Annotated in this window: 13 protein-coding genes; 7 read left to right on the forward strand and 6 right to left on the reverse strand. The window is 55.8% G+C overall.

What is annotated here, in order from left to right; all coding sequences use genetic code 11:
- Window positions 1-551: 551 nt before the first annotated feature.
- The 4 genes from pdhA to AC2FIT_RS19680 are packed head-to-tail and all read left to right on the forward strand — an operon-like array spanning window position 552 to window position 4,788.
- A complete protein-coding gene (gene pdhA, locus AC2FIT_RS19665) occupies window positions 552-1,616 on the forward strand; it encodes a pyruvate dehydrogenase (acetyl-transferring) E1 component subunit alpha (RefSeq protein WP_496831743.1) in 1,065 nt (354 codons plus the stop codon).
- Complete coding sequence (locus AC2FIT_RS19670) at window positions 1,609-2,589, forward strand: alpha-ketoacid dehydrogenase subunit beta (RefSeq protein WP_496831744.1); 981 nt, start codon at window positions 1,609-1,611, stop codon at window positions 2,587-2,589. Before pdhA ends, AC2FIT_RS19670 begins: the two co-directional genes overlap by 8 nt.
- Window positions 2,586-3,671: a dihydrolipoamide acetyltransferase family protein gene (locus AC2FIT_RS19675; protein WP_496831746.1), complete on the forward strand. Its 1,086-nt coding sequence runs from the start codon at window positions 2,586-2,588 to the stop codon at window positions 3,669-3,671. Before AC2FIT_RS19670 ends, AC2FIT_RS19675 begins: the two co-directional genes overlap by 4 nt.
- Window positions 3,672-3,675: 4 nt before the next feature.
- The gene (locus AC2FIT_RS19680) at window positions 3,676-4,788 is read left to right on the forward strand and encodes a Glu/Leu/Phe/Val family dehydrogenase (protein ID WP_496831748.1); all 1,113 of its coding nucleotides are present in this window, start codon (window positions 3,676-3,678) and stop codon (window positions 4,786-4,788) included.
- On the opposite strand, the gene AC2FIT_RS19685 is transcribed toward AC2FIT_RS19680, so the two are convergent.
- Window positions 4,785-7,445, reverse strand: coding sequence for a cation-translocating P-type ATPase (locus AC2FIT_RS19685; protein ID WP_496831749.1), 2,661 nt, complete (start codon window positions 7,443-7,445; stop codon window positions 4,785-4,787). The two genes, AC2FIT_RS19680 and AC2FIT_RS19685, sit on opposite strands and share 4 nt — an antisense overlap.
- Window positions 7,446-7,907: 462 nt before the next feature.
- Between AC2FIT_RS19685 and AC2FIT_RS19690 the strand changes: the two genes are divergently transcribed.
- Window positions 7,908-9,101 carry a pyridoxal phosphate-dependent aminotransferase gene (locus AC2FIT_RS19690; RefSeq protein WP_496831751.1) on the forward strand — a complete coding sequence of 398 codons (1,194 nt, stop codon included), beginning with the start codon at window positions 7,908-7,910 and terminating at the stop codon, window positions 9,099-9,101.
- 262 nt (window positions 9,102-9,363) lie between these two features.
- Here the strand turns inward: AC2FIT_RS19690 and AC2FIT_RS19695 are convergent, their stop codons facing one another.
- The gene (locus AC2FIT_RS19695; protein ID WP_496831753.1) at window positions 9,364-9,834 is read right to left on the reverse strand and encodes a baeRF12 domain-containing protein; all 471 of its coding nucleotides are present in this window, start codon (window positions 9,832-9,834) and stop codon (window positions 9,364-9,366) included.
- A gap of 211 nt (window positions 9,835-10,045) precedes the next feature.
- Here AC2FIT_RS19695 and ppsA point away from each other — a divergent pair, with 211 nt between their 5' ends.
- Window positions 10,046-12,424, forward strand: a complete 2,379-nt coding sequence (gene ppsA / locus AC2FIT_RS19700; RefSeq protein WP_496831755.1) for a phosphoenolpyruvate synthase — start codon at window positions 10,046-10,048, stop codon at window positions 12,422-12,424.
- 1 nt (window position 12,425) lies between these two features.
- On the opposite strand, the gene AC2FIT_RS19705 is transcribed toward ppsA, so the two are convergent.
- From AC2FIT_RS19705 to AC2FIT_RS19720, 4 genes are all read right to left on the reverse strand, one after another.
- Complete coding sequence (locus AC2FIT_RS19705) at window positions 12,426-13,379, reverse strand: 1-phosphofructokinase family hexose kinase (RefSeq protein ID WP_496831757.1); 954 nt, start codon at window positions 13,377-13,379, stop codon at window positions 12,426-12,428.
- Window positions 13,380-13,460: 81 nt separating this feature from the next.
- Window positions 13,461-13,832 carry a hypothetical protein gene (locus AC2FIT_RS19710; protein WP_496831759.1) on the reverse strand — a complete coding sequence of 124 codons (372 nt, stop codon included), beginning with the start codon at window positions 13,830-13,832 and terminating at the stop codon, window positions 13,461-13,463.
- A gap of 564 nt (window positions 13,833-14,396) precedes the next feature.
- Window positions 14,397-15,611, reverse strand: coding sequence for an acyl-CoA dehydrogenase family protein (locus AC2FIT_RS19715; protein ID WP_496831760.1), 1,215 nt, complete (start codon window positions 15,609-15,611; stop codon window positions 14,397-14,399).
- 184 nt (window positions 15,612-15,795) lie between these two features.
- On the reverse strand, window positions 15,796-16,824 hold the full coding sequence (locus AC2FIT_RS19720; protein ID WP_496831761.1) for an AraC family transcriptional regulator: 1,029 nt from the start codon (window positions 16,822-16,824) through the stop codon (window positions 15,796-15,798).
- Between the two features lie 296 nt (window positions 16,825-17,120).
- Here AC2FIT_RS19720 and AC2FIT_RS19725 point away from each other — a divergent pair, with 296 nt between their 5' ends.
- Window positions 17,121-18,374: a hypothetical protein gene (locus AC2FIT_RS19725; protein ID WP_496831762.1), complete on the forward strand. Its 1,254-nt coding sequence runs from the start codon at window positions 17,121-17,123 to the stop codon at window positions 18,372-18,374.
- The last annotated feature ends 69 nt before the right edge of the window (window positions 18,375-18,443 follow it).

The following is an 18,443-nucleotide window of genomic DNA, read 5'->3' on the forward strand; positions in this document are numbered from 1 at the left end:
TGACCGCTCATAGGCGTAGGATCAGCCTTTAGGTATCCCGGCTGCGCTGCATTGCTTCATCGAAATCTCACAAGTTGCCCTGTTGCGGGTGGAACTGTCATCAGCATTTGATTTCCATCAATCCCTGATCGCGGGTCTGGCGGTATGCTATTTCAATGCAACGCCGGGACCCAAAAAACCGGAGTCGACCGCCTTACGGACAGAGTGGGAGGCTCTGAATGCAAGAGGTTTACCATAACGTTCACTCGTCGAAGAGCTACGAGCACGGGAATTCCTCTATACCCACCCGCTCATTGATCAGGTCGAAGCGGTGGGTGCCCGAATGAGAAATCCGGCGAAGAGGTCTGCGCCTGTATCAAGCCAAGTAAAGGCCATTACGACAACACCGAGGGCAGCCGCGAGTTCTGCAAGGGCAAATCGCGCATTTCAAGGTCCCGCGTCACGTCAAGTTTGCCGATAGCGTCCGAAGGACGATAGCTGGCAAGGTGCAGAAAAACGTGATGCGCGAGCAAATTGAGCGGGACCTTGCAAGCGTAAAAAGGGAATAGGCCATGGTTGATAGCGTACAAATCACGGTACCAGAACCCCTACGGTTCATTACGCCCGAAGGAGAAGTCGTGGGCGACCCACCCGATTTTGCCCAAGACCGTGATTGCTTGGTGAGTATGTATCGAGCGATGATGCTGACCCGGACCTTCGATACCAAGGCGATTGCACTGCAACGCACAGGGCGGCTGGGCACCTATGGCTCCAGTTTAGGGCAAGAGGCGATCAGCATTGGCACAGCGCTTGCGATGCGGGACGAGGACGTTTTCCTGCCCTCTTTCCGAGAGCACGGCGCGCAGATGCTGCGCGGCGTTTCCTTAGAGGAACTGTTTCTGTTCTGGGCTGGTGACGAGCGTGGCAATGCTTTTGCCGAGCAGGCGCAAGATTTTCCGGTTTGTATCCCGGTAGCCTCACATTTTCCCCATGCCGCCGGGGTCGCACTGGCAATGGCGCAGCGCAGCGAGGCACGGGTGGCGGTGGCAGTGGCTGGCGACGGCGCCACGTCCAAAGGAGATTTCTACGAGGCCCTAAACCTTGTTGGAGTCTGGCTTTTGCCGGCAGTGTTCGTGATCAACAACAACCAATGGGCCATTTCCGTCAGACGTAGCGATCAGAGCGCGGCTCAGACGCTGGCGCAAAAGGCGGTGGCGGCAGGGGTACCGGGGAAAATTGTCGATGGCAACGATGTGATCGCAGTTCGAACCGCAGTCGCTGAAGCGCTGTATAACGCGCGGGTCGGAAAAGGCGGCAGCTTGATCGAATGCCAGACCTATCGGCTGGGCGACCACACGACTGCGGACGACGCCAGCCGTTATCGCGATGACGAAGAGGTCAGCCCGCATTGGCGGGAAGAACCCATTGCAAGGCTGCGAAACCATCTTGTGGCGCATCATGGCTGGAGCAGAGAGGAAGAAAAGGCTCTCCTGCACGAATCCGATACCTGTGTGAATGCGGCGGCCGAAGCCTACCTGACCATTGAACCAGAGCCAGCTCGGGCCATGTTCGATCACCTTTTCGCAGAGCTGCCCGTCAATCTGGCTTTCCAAGCCGAAGAGGTCGCAGATGGCTGAACTTTCGATGATCGAGGCAATACGGCTGGCCCTTGACCGTGCACTGCGAGACGACCCCGAGGTGATCATATTTGGCGAGGATGTGGGCATCGATGGCGGTGTTTTTCGAGCCACCGACGGACTGATCCAGCGTCACGGTGCTTCACGGGTGCGCGACACCCCCCTGTCCGAAACTGTGATCGCTGGGGTCGCGGTAGGCGCGGCAGCGCAGGGGCTGAGGCCAGTGGCCGAAATCCAGTTTATGGGCTTTATCTATTCTGCCATAGACCAGTTAGCCAATCATGCCGCCAGACTGCGCAATCGCACCAGGGGGCGATTGAGTTGCCCGATGGTGTTGCGTGCGCCTTATGGCGGCGGCATCAAGGCACCCGAGCACCATTCTGAAAGCATGGAGGCAATGCTCGCGCATATACCGGGGCTGCGGGTCGTGATCCCTAGTTCACCCGCTCGAGCCTATGGTCTGTTGCTGGCTGCGATCCAAGACCCTGATCCAGTTGTATTTTTAGAACCGAAACGGCTCTACCGCGCGTTTTCGGAACCGGTCGAGGATGACGGAAAGGCACTGCCGCTCGACACTGCCTTTACTTTGCGCGCCGGCGGCGATGTGACCCTGATCACATGGGGCGCATGTTGCAAGGAAGTACTAGAAGCCGCCAATCAACTCTCCAGTGAAGGGGTCGACGCCGAGGTGATCGACCTGGCGACCTTGAAACCTTATGACCGCGCTGCGGTACACACCTCAGTAGAAAAGACAGGGCGCTGTGTGATCGTTCACGAAGCACCGATGACTGGCGGGTTTGGCGCCGAGGTAGCCGCCGATCTGGCCAATAACCGCCTGACCAGCCTTCTGGCGCCGGTTCGACGGGTCACCGGGTATGACACCGTAACTCCCTATTCACGGCTCGAAAATCATTTCTTTCCGGACGTCGCCCGCATAATGACCGCGGCCCGGGAAACCATGGAGTTTGCATGAGCATATTTCACCTACCCGATCTTGGAGAAGGTCTGAATGAAGCGGAAATCGTCGCCTGGCATGTGACCGCCGGCGATCATGTGATCGCTGACCAGCCGCTGGTATCGGTCGAGACCGACAAAGCGGTGGTCGAGGTGCCCTCGCCCTTTAGCGGCACCATTTCCCGGCTCATGGCGAAACCGGGTGAGATCGTTCCCGTGGGTGGAGCTTTGGTAGTGTTCGACAGCGACCGGGCTACGGACAAAGGCTCTGTCGTGGGCGAGATAAATGTTGCGGCACCGAACCCCAAAGATACACTGGCGGCCCCCCCTGCGGAAACAGTGACCCGGGTCAAGGCCAGCCCGGCAGTGCGCAAGTTGGCAGCCGAGCGCGGGGTTGATCTGACGATTGTAGCCGGTAGCGGTCCCGACGGTACGATCCAATCTGCAGATGTGCTGACAGCCGCCGTCGGCTTGGGCGAAGCGTTGCACGGGCCGCGCCGAGTCATGGCTCGGACGATGGAGCGCTCGGGCACCAGCGTAGTGCCAGCGACCGTTATGGATCATGCCGACATCTCCGCCTGGGCAACGGATGAAAATCCGACGCTGAACCTTGTTTGTGCCATTGCTGCTGCATGCGTTGCAGAACCCGCGCTGAACGCTTGGTTCGACGGTAAACGACGTCAATTGCATGCGCATGTGGACTTGGCGATAGCTATGGATACGCCTGATGGTTTATTCGCCCCGGTGCTGCGCGGCGTCGAGACCCCGCGCGATCTGGCGTCCGAATTGGCAGCGCTCAAAGCTTCGGTCCGCAACCGGACCATCACCCCAGAGGCGATGCGCGATGCAACGATAACCCTTTCGAATTTTGGTATGATCGGCGGTGAACATGCGGTGCTGGTGGTCGTTCCACCGCAGGTTGCTATCCTTGGCGCCGGTCGGATCGGTACTCGCATCACACTAAAGGATGGCAGGCCACAAGAACAGCGGGTGCTTCCCTTGTCACTGAGCTTCGACCACCGCGCCGTTACCGGTGGCGAGGCGGCACGTTTCCTTGCAGCGGTGCGCGCCCGATTGGAAACACCCTCGGAAAAGGGATGATGCAATGAGCAAGATCTTCGCAATGTGCGACGAGTTAGGTCCAGAAAAGGTCATTCACCTGCATAATTCCAGAGCTGGCTTGCAGGCAATCGTGGTTGTTGACAACACTGCTGCCGGACCCTCGATGGGCGGGGTTCGGATGGCGCCTGACGTAACACTAGCGGAATGCGCCGGACTGGCCCGAGCGATGACGCTGAAGAACGCCGCCGCTGGTTTGCCACATGGCGGTGGAAAGGCGGTGATTTCTGCGGACCCAACCATGTCGACTGCCGCAAAACAAGGGCTGATGCGCGCCTTTGCCAAAGCGATCAAACAGATTGAGGATTATATCCCTGGCCCTGACATGGGCACCAACGAAACCTGCATGGGTTGGGTCACCGACGAGATTGACCGCGCTGTCGGACTGCCACGGGTACTGGGCGGCATCCCTTTGGATGAAATCGGTGCAACAGGTTTCGGGCTGGCTGCTGCCGCCGAAGTGGCTGTGGACTATTGCGACATGGGCCTTGAAGGGGCGCGGGTGTCGATCCAGGGTTTCGGCGCGGTCGGCCAAAACGCGGCGCGCTTCCTCGCCGACAAAGGTGCAATACTGGTCGCTGTCTCTGACAGTCTCGGCAGCCTCATGGACCCGGACGGTTTGCCGCTGGGCGAATTGATAGCCTTGAAAAGCGCAGGAAAAAGCGTAACTGCGCTGACCGGCGGGAAAGCAATGCCAGATTCGACCTCGGTTATCGGAGTCGACTGCGATATTTTGGTTCCGGCCGCGCGCCCTGGCGCCATACATGTCGGCAACGTCGACAGCATAAGAGCCAAGCTTATCCTTGAAGGCGCGAACATCCCGGCAAGTCCAGACATAGAAGCGCAGCTTCATTCACGGCGAGTGCTCGTAGTACCGGACTTCATCGCCAATGCCGGCGGGGTAATTTGCGCCTCGACTGAACATCACGGCGGGTCCGAGGCACAAGCCATGCAAACCATCGCCAGCAAGATCCGACACAACACGAGGGCGATACTTGAGGATATGCGCAACAGACAAGTTCCGCCACGACAAGCTGCCGTCGATCTTGCGCAAACAAGGGTGTGTGATGCGATGGCAATGCGCCGCAGTTTCGTCTAAACGCTTCGGTTGCGAGTCAGCCCAAGCCACAGCGAGCCGCCGACCAGCGGAAACATACTCGCACCTGCGGCTAAAACAAACTCTTCGGCCGAGAGTGGGGAAAGTTGCAGTACCGCTGCCACCGAAGGCAATTTATATGCAGCCACCAGCAGCGCCAGACACAAAAGCAGTGCTGCGAAGACCCAGGGATTTTTCGACACGGAATTGATCAGCAGTCCCTCTCCGCGTTCCCGCATATTGAAAACGTGCCAAAGTTGCCCCAGCGCCAGTGTTAGAAAGGCGACTGTCACCGCCTCATGCACCGGCAGCATCAGATGGATCAGTGCCAGCCAATACGCACCCAGAGTGGCAACGGTAATAAGAAGGCCAAATACCGCGATATCGATCCATTGCGGACGGCCAACAATTGGTTCCTGCGGATCGCGCGGCGGCCGCTTCATGACGTTGCGGTCCCCCTCGCCCAGACCCAAGGCAAATGCGGGAAACACATCGGTGACGATATTGAGAAACAGAATTTGCAAAGGTACCAACGGCGCGGGAAGACCAGCGGCTATAGCCAGCCCGACTATCAGGATTTCACTGAAGTTGCAGGACATCAGATAGACGACAAAGCGGCGAATATTGCCAAAGATCACACGTCCCTGCCACATCGCTGCGACAATCGAGGTGAATGCGTCGTCCTTCAGCACCACATCCGCTGCATCGCGTGCCACCTGGGTTCCACGTTGACCCATGGCGATGCCGATATCGGATTTCTTAAGCGCCGGAGCATCGTTCACTCCATCACCAGTCATAGCGACCACATGGCCCTGATCCTGGTAATATTCGACAAGCCGCAGCTTGGTTTCAGGTGCCACCCTTGCGAATACATTCGTCTCAGCCAGTTGCCTACCCAACTCGCTGTCGACGCGGCCGGATTTCAGTTCTTGCAGCGAGGCCTCGGACATTGCGACGATGCCTCCACCCACACCCAGCCCTGCTTGGGCTGCGATCTCGGTTGCAGTGGCTATATGGTCGCCAGTCATCATGACAACTCGCACTCCGGCGCTCAGGCACTCCGCAATCGCCTCCGGCACATCCGAGCGCAAAGGGTCCAGCAGTTTAACAAGGCCAACAAGCGTCAAGCGCTCAAGCAGCGGCTCCTCTGTGCTGTCGGTATATTTGTACGCAAGGCCGATGAGGCGATAGCCCGACCCAGCCGCCGCCTCGATCCGGTCCAGCCATTGCTGCCGCTGGGCCTCGGTTAAAGGCTGAGGACCGGTTGCGCCCAGCACCTCAATCGCGCTTTCAAGCACTGCTTCTGGTGCCCCCTTGACCGCGACGAAATAGCGACCTTCAGCGCTGTGCTGCGTCGCCATCATTTTAAAGGCCGGGTCGTATGGATGCTTGCCGACCTCGGGCCGGTCGTCGGGGTCAAGATCCGGGCGCACATCCAACAACGTAGCGATTTCCAACAGCGCCAGTTCCAGTGGATCTCCGATACCCTTCTCGCCGCTATGGCTAAGTTCCGCAGTGTTGCAAAGCGCACCGATCTCCAGCGCCATCCGCAAGTCCGCCGCATCGGCTGCGTTTTGTACCAAGCTCTCGCTAGAGAGATCGCGATCTTCCAAGACAAAGCCCGCGACGGTCATCCGGTTTTCGGTCAAGGTACCGGTCTTGTCTGTCAGGATCAGTGTGGTCGCGCCTAAGGTCTCGACCGCAGAAAGCCGTTCTATCAATGTGTTGCGCCGGGCCATTCGCAGCATGCCGCGCGCCAGCGCCAGAGTGGCGACAACAGGCAGACCCTCAGGCACTGCCGCAACAGCCAGCGCGATCGCGGTCTCAGCCATTTCGACTATCCCGAGGCCGCGCATGAATCCAATTATGCCAATCAGCCCTGATAGTGCGATGGTAATCAGGACCAGCGCCTGACCCAGCTTGTCCAGACGTTTCTCCAGCGGGTTGGCCGCTGCTTCTGCGGTTTGTGCAAGGGTGGCGATACGGCCAATTTCCGTCTCGGCACCGACAAGGGCGACAATCCCTATGCCGGCTCCACGGGTCACCGCCGTGCCTTTAAAGGCGATGTTCGTGCGATCTGCCACCAAGGTATCGGCGGCCAGCAGCTGCGACGTTTTGGTAACGGGCGCTGACTCTCCAGTTAAAGCGCTTTCATCGCATTGCAAACTCTCGACCTGGATCAGCCGCAAGTCGGCTGGCACCACGTCTCCAGCTTCGAGGATCACTACGTCGCCCGGGGTAATCTCGGCTACCGGCAGCAAAACCGAACTTCCGTCCCGACGCACCCGGGTGGTGACTGCAGTCAGGCGAAACAGCGCCTCCATAGACCGCAGCGCATTCCAGCTAGTGAAAAAGCCGATTGCGGTGTTGATAGCCAATACGCAGAAAATCGCAATCGCTTCAGGGTAATCGGACACCATCAGAGACAGCACCGCGGCAGCAGTCAGAAGCCAGACAATCACGCTGCGGAACTGATCAAGTAGCAACGTCAGGACCGAAGTACGTTTCGCTCGTTCCAGTTGGTTTACGCCATAGACCTTCTGGCGGCGCGCTGCCTCTTCCGCACTCAGCCCGAGCTTCGCATCCACGTCCAGCAACGCCAACGCGCTCGCACTGTCTTGAGCGTGAACCTGTCCCCGTGTCCGCGGGTCTACATGCATCAGCGGCTCCTTACTGAAAGCGACCGTTTGGCTAGCTGGGTTCGGGCCCGATCCGGCCAGAGGAGGATGCAACGCAATTTCGCTGCACACATAAAAAGACCGGCATCTTCAGGTTCCCACTGCTGGGACTTCCACGCAACCCGAAAAGAGCGCCTACCTCAGGAGCTGGTAAAAGGGTTGCGCCAGAGATCACCTGACGTCATGCTTCTCTCAAATCAGTGCCACGTAATTAAGCCTTCGGCGCCCATTGACGGGTGCTGCAGACGGATACGTTTTTCAATGCTGATCCGGCAAGCATGCCTTAGTCTTTGGCGTATGCTGAGCGGACGTTCCGGCGTTCAATAACGGCTCACAAACGAAGCCGAACCAGGCTCAGCCATGCCATTGAACCCGAAGACTGACGCTTGAGTTCAATGCTGCAATCAAGACAGAGATCCTTTTTATGATCTACGGTAAAAGTTCATGAATACACAAAACAAACAGATTGAACTGATCTCAAGCAGATCGCGCCGCCTCGCGATGTCGGCGATCAAGGAAATGTCCATCCTGAGCGCCAAAGTCTCTGGGGCAGCATCGCTTGCTTGGGGATTGCCCTCGTTTCGCACACCTTCCTACATTCGCGAGAGCGTAGCGCGGGAACTGGAACGGGATGCCACGATCGGAATGTACAGTTTGCCTGCCGGTTTACCGGAACTGCGCACCGCCGTTGCGCAAGAACACGAGCGTCGAACCGGCATACGCGTCGATCCAGAGCGAAATGTGACGATCACCTCTGGCAATATGGAGGCGTTGAATAGCATTCTACATGTTCTTGTCGAAGCCGGAGACGAAGTGATTGTGACAGACCCGGGTTTTGTATCTCACATAAGCCAGGTTGAGTTTTGCGGCGGAACGCCTGTGTTCTGGTCTATGAATGAGGATAAAGGCTGGGAACTGGACGTCGATGCGCTTGAAACACTTATTGGCCCCCGAACCAAAGCCATAGTACTGGTATCCCCTTCTAATCCAACGGGCCGTATCTTCAGTGAAGACACTTTGCGCCGCACTGCAAAGATTGCCGCCCAGCACGGTGTATTGATTATTCTCGACGATCCTTACAGCCTATTCACTTACGAAAACAAAACGATTTTCTTCAACCTTGCCTCGGCACCAGAACATGCTGACAACCTTGTGTATCTCTTCACTTTTTCCAAAGCCTATGCGATGAGCGGATGGAGAGTGGGCTACATGATCGCCCCCGAAGTGATCTGCGGTGAGGTCGCCAAGGTGCATGATCTTACGATGATTTGTACACCACGGATTTCTCAGGTTGGCGCGTTGGCGGCCTTGTCATCGGAGCCAACCCACCTGCAAGACTTTGAGGCACGGCTAAATCGTCGTCGGGAACTGATCTGTGATAGGCTGGATGCGGTGTCCCACATATTCGAATACGCGCGGCCTGAAGGGGCGTACTACGTCTTCCCTCGTCTTCGCGGGTCGCAAGTGGAAGATGTAAGGTTTGCACATGAGCTGCTGCGTGACGCGAAGGTCACCGTGACGCCAGGCAGTGCATTTGGTCCTTCGGGTTCAGGTCATGTGAGGATGGCGTATTGCGTAGCCGAGGATGTTATCAACCTCGCCTTTGATCGTATCGAGAAACGTTATGGCCATTCTTGAAAATACTGATCGAATTGGTGGCAGATGTTCCAGTTTATGGCTCTGCCATTTCGGAACGCACAATTCGGATTGCCTGACAGATGTCTGAGCGCAAACTACCCTTAATACCCATCATGTTCCATCTAGCTGGATCGTACCTTGTTGTTGCAAACCGAAAATCCCACCCCATAAACCGTTGCGGAACGGTTTAATCCAACAAAAACGTCCCAATAACCCGTTTTTGCAGGGGATTTGCCAGCAGACGAGCAGTTAAAGCGCATTTTCACAGGCTATTCAGTAAGACCTTCTGAATTTCTGACATTGGCATTTCGGCAAGTTCTTTAGCCACTTCATCGCGGATAAGTTTCTGTAGATTGTGATCCATCTTCTGTCGCAGAATTCCAAGAAATGACGGAGGTGCAGCAATTATCAGCCCTCCCATCGGCTTTTTCTGGTGTCGTTCACCCAAAGCCGAAACGACATCTACTGCGAATGCTTCTGCATGCTTTGCTTCGGCGTCGGTTGCTTCCATAGCACTGCGGGAGCTGCCGGAGGCTGCTGCAGCGCCACCATCGAACCTTCGGCCAGGACGGGCGGAGTTGCCAGCCTCATCTTCGTCTTGGGGTCGCTCAATGCTTTCTTCGATATGGAATTCCGGGTGCGCGACCGCCCCAATATTTCTGAGAAGCAGTGCTTTCTTTGAATCGCAAACCAGAACAACGACGTCTTCGGGTACTCGGACAATTCTCGACAAGGCAAACCTCCATCATCTTGGGCCTTCCGACCGCATCAGACGAAGTATTGTTTAAACCATCTGCAAGACGTTGCATTGATCCACGTCAGGTCAGGTTCGTACACAAGGCCACCTTCCAGGTATCCGATTGCATTTCTCGGACGCTGACATGGATCAAAAAACGTTTGGACTGAGATGTTACAGTTACTTTCGTTTCGAGAAGGAGGAGGTCATGCCCAACCGGGAACGGTACGTTATCGGCTTTGAAGACGTGACGCACACTGACACCGATATCGTCGGGGGAAAGAATGCCTCATTAGGGGAAATGGTTCGCAGCTTGGGCCAGAAGGGTATACAAGTACCGCCCGGCTTTGCGACGACGGCAGACGCGTTCCGGGACTTCATAGAACGCAATGAACTGGAGGTCCAAATCGCAAGCGACCTGCAACGACTTGCGACAGGTAAAATCTCGTTAAGCGACGCCGGAAAATCCATTCGGAATGCGATAAGAAACGGCGACTGGCCGGACGAAATTGCACAGGAAATCCGCTCGCACTATCGACGTCTCGGAAATGTACTTGGGCAAAAAAACGTCGCAGTTGCCGTGCGTTCCAGCGCCACTGCAGAAGACTTGCCCGACGCAAGCTTTGCCGGTCAGCAGGAAACGTTCCTAAACGTTTGCGGAGAAAACGCTTTGCTTGAAGCCTGTCGCAATTGTTACGCTTCGCTGTATACGGACCGCGCAATCTCTTACAGGCAGGCCAAAGGTTTCGAGCATCAGAAAGTGGCTCTGTCTGTTGGCGTCCAACTCATGGTCAACGCCGGACAAGGCGGATCGGGGGTGATGTTTTCCATCGACACAGAAACAGGTTTCCCAAATGCTGTGCTGATTAATGCGGCGTGGGGTCTTGGCGAAACCGTCGTTCAGGGCGCGGTCGACCCGGATGAATACCAGGTATTCAAGCCGTTTCTGACCGATCCGGCGCTTTGCCCAATTCTTGAAAAAAAATACGGGCGAAAAGAAATCAAGATGATCCTCGACGCCAGCGGGGATGCGCGGACAGTAAACACATCCGCCGCAGAACGGGAACAATACGTTCTCAGCGACAGCGAAATTCTAACACTGGCCCGCCAGGCATGCATTATCGAAGAACATTACGGCCAGCCGATGGACATGGAATGGGCCCGCGACGGCGATACCGGCGAGTTGTACATCGTGCAGGCCAGACCGGAGACAGTCCAATCCCGCCGCAAATTGCCTGCACTTCGCACCTATGAGGTCCAAGCCCCCGGCAAGACGCTGACGACTGGGCTGAGCGTTGGCGATGCCGCAGTAAGCGGACGGATCAATATCATCCAAAGCGCCAGTGACATCGCGAACTTTGTCGATGGTTCCATACTTGTGACATCAACGACAGATCCGGACTGGGTGCCGATTATGAAACGCGCGGCAGCGATCGTCACCGATCATGGGGGTAGGACGTCACATGCCGCGATTATCAGCCGCGAACTTGGACTACCCGCCGTGGTCGGATGCGGCAACGCAACCCACGTGTTGCACAATGCACAGGAAGTGACTGTTTCATGTGCAGGCGGAGAGACCGGCACAATCACAGAAGGGCTGTCGAAGATCACCGTGACCGAGGAACCCTTGGACAATCTGCCGGACACGCGGACCGATGTGATGATGAACTTGGCAAACCCGTCTGCTGCATTCAGGTGGTGGCGCTTGCCCGTGCGGGGTGTTGGACTTGCGCGCATGGAGTTCGTGATAAACTCAATCGTCCATGTACACCCGATGGCGCTTGTCCATCCGGAACGGGTGGCGGACAGCGACGCGCTGGACGAGATTGAACGGCTTACACACGCATATGACAGCAAAGAGGAATTCTTTGTCGAACGGCTCTCACGCGGATTGTCTCGGATCGCCGCCTTCTGCCATCCGAAACCGGTCATAGTGCGTATGAGCGATTTCAAGACGAATGAATACGCAGATCTATTAGGTGGGCGCTCCTTCGAGCCCAGCGAGGCTAATCCAATGATCGGCTTTCGGGGCGCGTCGCGGTACTACTCTGATCACTACAGGGAGGGGTTTGCGCTAGAATGCCGGGCAATCGACCGTTTGCGGCGCAAGATCGGGTTTCAAAACGTGATTGTCATGATCCCCTTCTGCCGAACTCCGACCGAAGCCGACCGGGTTCTTGAGGTCATGGCTGACAACGGACTGAAACGCGGCATTGACGGTCTGGAAATCTACGTGATGTGCGAAATCCCCTCAAACGTTGTGTGCGCTGCAGAATTCGCAGAGCGCTTCGATGGGTTTTCGATCGGGTCGAACGATCTGACACAGCTTACCCTCGGCATCGACAGAGACTCCGAAGACTTGTCCGAGCTCTTCCGTGAAGATGACCCTGCGGTCCTCTGGATGATCGAAACCGTTATTCGCAAAGCACATGATGCAGGTGTGAAGGTAGGCTTTTGCGGGCAAGCGCCCAGCAATGACCCAGCCTACGCGCGTCTTTTGGTGAAGTTGGGAATCGACAGTATCTCAGTGACACCGGATAGTTTCACAAAGGTACTCCACAATGTCGCAAATGCCGAGAATAGTTGAGTCAAAGGACTTCGACTTCGCACATTGGAAGAAGCGCTAGAACATCTTTTTCCCTGCAAAGGCCCGTACCCTCTGTCGCCATTGTTGCAGAAGAGGCAGAAACCCCCCACCGCAACGCATCTTGCAAACCCTCTCCTCGCTGCAATGACAGGGTGAACCCCCCGATGAAGGCGTCGCCTGCCCCGATTTTACTGACAACCGGAACCTTTGGGGTCCGGCATAAGTATCGCGCCGCTGATGTCACCAGCAGCGATCCCTCGGCACCAAGGCCCATCACCATCGTTTCCGCCACGCCCCGCGAAATCATACTGGTCAGAAAACTGATACTTTCCTGCAATTCTGCAAGCGGCCGCCCTGCGGCGCGTTCAGCCTCTCCATGGTCGAACCGCAGAACATGGAGAGGAGCAACAGGTTCGGAAATCAACCGATGCAGCGCGCCCTTGGAGGTATCCACGACAAGCCTGTCCGTAATTCCTTCAAGGGCGGTCCGGATTTTCTCGGGAAAACGATCGCTGAGACCGGGCGCGACGCCACCGCTCAATACCACCAGCCCATTGCGCGGGGCTTGCGAAACGATTCCCTCTATCAGAAGCTCGCCGATATCTTTCGTCAGCGTGTCTCCGGGAAGGCTGAACCGGTATTGATCACCGCTACTCTCGTCCGTCACGGCAAAACTCAGTCGGGTTTCGCCGCCGACGTCCACGGCATGAATGGGAACCCTCTCGGCTTCAAGCATCGCGCACAGCTTCTGACCGCTCGCGCCGCCTGTCGCAACAAGCGCCTTTGCCCGTCCGCCGAGCATGCAGATGGCTCTGGCAACATTGACGCCACCACCCCCCGGATCGACTCGGGGTGATTTACAGTACAACTTCGGACCCGGAACAACAGCCTCAATAGAGGTGGCATAGTCCACCGCCGGGTTTAGAGTTATGGTAAGAATTTCATCCAAATGCACACACGAAATAACGCGATATTAGCCAGTTTTTAACCCGCGCACTCATCTCCTTGCTCAAGCCCGGCCGACGCACAAAGGCGGTCAATCTGGCTGTAGTGACATTGCAAGCCGCATGGTCGCGGCAAGTATGGCTTGGGACAAGACGGGGGAACTACCTATACCGATCACCGCGTCATTATCCCTGACATCGCTTTCGCGCAACGAACACCTCCAATGTCCATCTTTTTCGTTGGCTCGGCCGTGGATATTCACAGACCAGTTGGGAAATGCCACATCCGCAATATGCAATGCCTGCTCTGCGCCAGAGACGTCCTGCGCGGAAAGGTCTGCAAGACTTTCTCGGTCCGAAAATAAGAAGGTCAAACCGTGGGCAACGCCATCAAGGTCACCTACAGACAAATCTGATCTGGTCTCAAGCTCTTCGATCAGGATCGTAAGCTCCGGATCTTTCATGTGTGTCGCTCCTTTTCTTGGGCAGTCGTTTCAAATACCTGTTAAGAAGGTCCCTCTCACTAGAAACTCAGCGGCAAAGTATGGTTCCTTTTAGCAGGACGCGGCTAGCAGCTCTTTGATCAAACGCAAATGATACGGATCATTGGCCGATGTCTCAGAGGAGATTATTAGAGGAATAGCTTCCGGAACAGCGCACCATTGATCTGAGCGGCAAGACGGGGTTTGTCACCGGCTCCGGCCGTGGAGTTGGTGGGGCAATCAACTGGGTACTGGCCGAATGTGGCGCACGGGTCATCGGGATCGGCACAACCATCGAGACCGACGACTTTAGCCTTGAAATCAAGATCGAAGTGCAGGACGGATCATTCCGCGCCCTGCCCTGCGATCGCTCAAATCGTCCCCGGATTGCCGCCATGCTGGACGATCTCGACACGGGGGGACACAGGTTGAAAAACCTTCCCAACCAATGGTAACCGCTCAAAACCCGAAAAAAACATTCGGATCGAAGATCGGGTAGTCTCTACCGGCCGCACTTTCGCGGCCGGTTTGCTAGATAAGGTTAACTCAGGCCATCTCGTGTGCAGTCCGGAGTTCAGATGTTGCATCTTCTTCACCAAAACCTTTTGGAACAGGCAGATCGGGTAAAGTCGCTGCACGCTTTAGCAAAGCCCGCCCAATGACAACGCGGCTGATCTCCGTTGTCCCGTCAACAATCCGAAGCATCTGCGCAAGGCGGGACAAACGGTCCAGACCATATGATTGCAACAATCCCATACCGCCCAGCACTTGGGTGCAAGTGTTCGCAGCTTTGACCGCAGCGTCAGGGACAAAGCGCTTCGCATGCGCTGCCATCAGCGGCCCTTCGGGAGTTCCAAGCGCCTCTGCCGCTTTGCGATACAACAGTCGAGATGCTTCAAGCTCTGTCGCGACTTCGCCCAGCATCCACTGAATGCCATCCAACTCCAGATTCTTGCCGCCAAACATCTTGCGGTTCTTAGAATAGGACAACGCGGTGTCTAGCGCGGATTGCATCAATCCGCAGCAACCAGAGGCGATCGACACGCGTGCTATATCAATGGCCATGAGCGAACCTTGCAGGCCCTGACCTACTGGCAGGATGATATTGTCTTCACTGACGACTACCTGGTTCAGATACATTTCGGACATAGGTAGGAAATTATAAGAGGGTGTATCGTACAGTGGCCCAAAGCTGATCCCCGGTGCATCGGCCGGAATAGCGATCATTGCCATGTCCTGGTGCCCAGGTGTGTCACTGGTTTTAACCACGGTAAAATAGATATCCGCCTCAGTCGCCAGGCTGACCCAGGCCTTGGACCCGTTGATGGTCCATGTGCCATCTCCATTTATTGTAGCGCGAGTGTACATCTTCATCGGATCAGAACCCGACTGTGGTTCGGTCAGTGCGAAGTTCGCCAGTTTGCGACCAGAAGTCAGGTCACGTGCCCATTTTTCCTTGAACGCCTCCGTGCCATAACCACACCCAGCAAACGTACAGATGTTGTGCATCGACAAGGCAAAGGCGTAGGCACCGTCGCCGAGTCCGAGTTGTTCATAAACCTGAATGCCATCAGATAGTGCCAAGCCTTGGCCGCCGAACTCTTCTGGTGCGTAGAGACCGGTCAGGCCTACTTCACCGGCCTTGTCTGACGCATCGCGGGGCCATCTTTTTGTGGCGTTCCATGTATCAACATTGGGCAAAATGACCTGTTCTGCGTGATCGCGGGCAGCATGCAGTATTGTGGCGAGTTTATCTGTCATCTGAGAATCCTTTCACGGCAGCGCATTCTCGAATAACGCCATTCCAAGCTTAGCAACGATGGCGAACAAGATTGGACTGTATACTGAATGCAGTTGAGAACGACTGTATTAACGGAGGATTAGCGAAACTGCCCTCCGAGCTCTATCTCATTGGGTGACAATGCATTGTCCGAAAGTGACAAAACTAAGGATATTTCGAATGATGTCGTCGGTAAGTGCTAGGCGTGCTGCCGGTCCAGCGCTGGAAGGCGCGGTGAAAATTCGCAGCGGAGGAAAAACCGACATCAAGCGCGATTGCTTCGACGCTCTTGCGCCCGGCATGTAGATCACGAATAGCAATGTCGCGCCTCAGCGCATCCTTGATGGCCTGAAAAGAAGTCCCATCGGCCTCCAGCCTCCTTATCAGCGTACGCGGCGTCATGTGCATCGCTCGCGCTGCTTCGGTCAAATTAGCCGTTTCCCATGGTGTCTGGGTCAAATAGGTTCGCACGCGCAGCGATTGCGTGTGTTCACGGGAGCTTGTGAAAATCCAATCTCGTGGTGCGTTTTGAAGAAACTCATCAAGATCTGAAGGGCTGCGCGGCTTCACTGGAGAGAGCCGCGCCTCATCGAAGGAGATTGAAGTCTCCGCCATGCCAAACTGCACAGGCGCAGGAAAGATAGTTGCGTAGTCTTGATTGAATTCCGGTCGTTCAAACACGAAACCAACACCTTTGACCGGCACCTCGTGACCCGCCAGCCATGACATGAGACCGTGCGCGAGTTTGAGGATCAACATGTGCCCGAATCGTTGAACCGGGACATCGCCTTGCGGCTTCAGGGTCAGCTTCAAGGTGCCTGCGGAATCATCCAGCTCAAACTGATAATCATCCAATAGTAAATTCCAGAATGTCGAAAACCGATAGAGCGCGGAGGGAAGAGACGTGGCTTCTCGTACGCACGTCAAAAGGTGTTGCAAGGCCCTGGGACGGATGGGCCGGCTCCAGAGTCCCATCATTTCATCACCGGTTTCCACGGCAGCAAGTTGATAAAGGCAGACGATTTGATCCAGCGTCACCCGAGCATGAGGTTGAGCTTGATCTGCAACCAAACCGGATCTGCTGATAAGCGACGACATTTGCGCTTCCGAACAAAGAGCCTCCAGCGCACTTAACCAGTCATCGATAAACTGGCGTGAAACAGTAGAAAGGATCGTCGGTGAGGTATTGGTCATGCTGTTTTAGTGGGTAGCACCGAATTAGGCTGCAAAAAAGAAGCTGAATAATGCTTTCTGGCACTGACATCGAAGAGTGCTCGACTTCGTCGAATGCGCTGCGCTTCATTCGGCGATCAGTCCTTCCACAACCAGGTCGGTTCACGGATTTTAACTACGAAAGCCCCCTGCCCGAAACAAAAAGGGTTTTTCGACAAGACCCTAACCCCGGCGGATAGACACCCTGCCAAATTACGGGTGCTGAACCCGACATACAATGTTTGCAAAAAGCGCTTGCGCCAGATCATTGACGCCCGTTGGCCTCGCGTGCTTTTTTATCTGCCGCCGACAAGGAGCATACGGTGCAGGGTAGAGTGTCAAATGTGATTAGGCCGTATTTTTGCAAATTTCTGGTGTTGCTTTGGGTCGTTCTTCTAGGGTCGTCCGCAGCAGCGCAAGAGGTGACGGTTTATGTTTTCTGGCAGGAGGGTTGCCCGTACTGCAGCAAGGCAATCACCGCGATCACTGAGATGGCCGAGACGGACCCGGAACTGGTAGTGGAACGTATCGAGCTCGGGGCGTCCACCGAAGGCAATACACTTTTTCAGACGGTTATAGATACACTTGGAGTCGAGCGCCCAGCAGTACCATTGGTGGTCGTCGGCTCAAGGTATCAGCTGGGCTATGCTGCTGGGCGCAGCGAAAATGGCTACCTAAGAATGATTGAAGCCTGTCGGTCTGAACGCTGTCCAGACATTGTCGCAAAACTGCGGTTAGGCGAAGAGACCAGCGGTAAGGTCCAAATGGATGCGACGCCAGAGAATGATGCGGAAACAGTCGCTCTTCCCTTTCTTGGTGAGACAAGTCTTTCCAATCTGTCACTTCCTGTTCTGACTTTGGTACTGGCAGCCATCGACGGCTTCAATCCTTGTGCAATGTGGGTGTTGGCACTTCTGATAGGAATGTTGTTGGGCGTCGAAGACAGCCGGCGCATGTGGACTCTGGGCCTCGTGTTTTTGGCGGCGACTGCCCTGATGTATTTTGCCGTACTCTCGGCCTGGCTGAACGTCATGCTTTGGATTGGTGCAGTGTCTTGGTTGCGGCTGGTCATCGGTGTGCTGGCTATAACGGCAGGCCTGTATTACCTGCGCGAGTATTGGACGAACCCAGAGGGGATCTGCAAAGTAACCAGTCTCGACCGAAAGCGGTCGGTAACGGCATCATTTCGTCGGGTTGTACAGGAGCCCAGCCTTCTCATAGCGTCGCTTTCCATCGGTTTACTGGCGATCAGCGTGAATTTGATTGAGCTGGTTTGCTCGGCGGGCGTACCAGCTGTTTACACCCAGGTTTTGGCCATGCACGAACTCCCGTCACTAACCCATTACGGATATCTGCTCATTTATATTTCGGTCTTCCTGTTGGACGACATACTCATCTTCGTGATCGCGATGGTAACACTGCGCTCGGTTGCGGCAACAGGGCGTTTTTCACGAATCTCGCACCTAATCGGTGGCGTCGTACTACTTGTTCTGGGTGCGGTCATGGTGCTCAGGCCGGACTTGCTCGGCTAGTTCCAAAGCGCCAAGCCAGATTGAACGGCACTGGGTTTGCCGGAGGCTGATTTCAGTCACTTACGCGGC

This window comes from Ruegeria sp. YTSA135 (assembly GCF_059610165.1).